The 289-nt window shown below is 66.1% G+C and carries 1 protein-coding gene; it reads right to left on the reverse strand.

The features are described from left to right. Nucleotides 1-237: polysaccharide deacetylase family protein (locus tag J8I82_RS38070; protein WP_209765805.1), on the reverse strand; the 237-nt coding region annotated here is incomplete at its 3' end. Nucleotides 238-289: the final 52 nt, after the last annotated feature.

Raw genomic sequence — 289 nt, forward strand, 5'->3', positions numbered from 1 at the left:
GTCGCTCAAGGTGTCTACGCCGCGCCGAATCTGCTCGACCAGCTGTGCCTCGCTCCAACGCCCGGTGTTGGCCTGCCAGCCATGGTGGTCCCAGGCGTGCAGGCCGACTTCATGCCCGGCGGCCTTGGCCTGGCGCATCAAATGCCCCAGGTCGCGGCCAATCGGCTTGCCTGGCCAGGCGGTGCCGGCCAGCAAAATATCCCAGCCATACAGGCCGGCAGCGTTGGAACGCAGCATCTTCCACAAAAACTGCGGGCGGATCAGGCGCCACAAGTGGCGCCCCATGTTG

The organism is Cupriavidus consociatus (assembly GCF_017814975.1).
Taxonomy (GTDB): Bacteria; Pseudomonadota; Gammaproteobacteria; order Burkholderiales; family Burkholderiaceae; genus Cupriavidus; species Cupriavidus consociatus.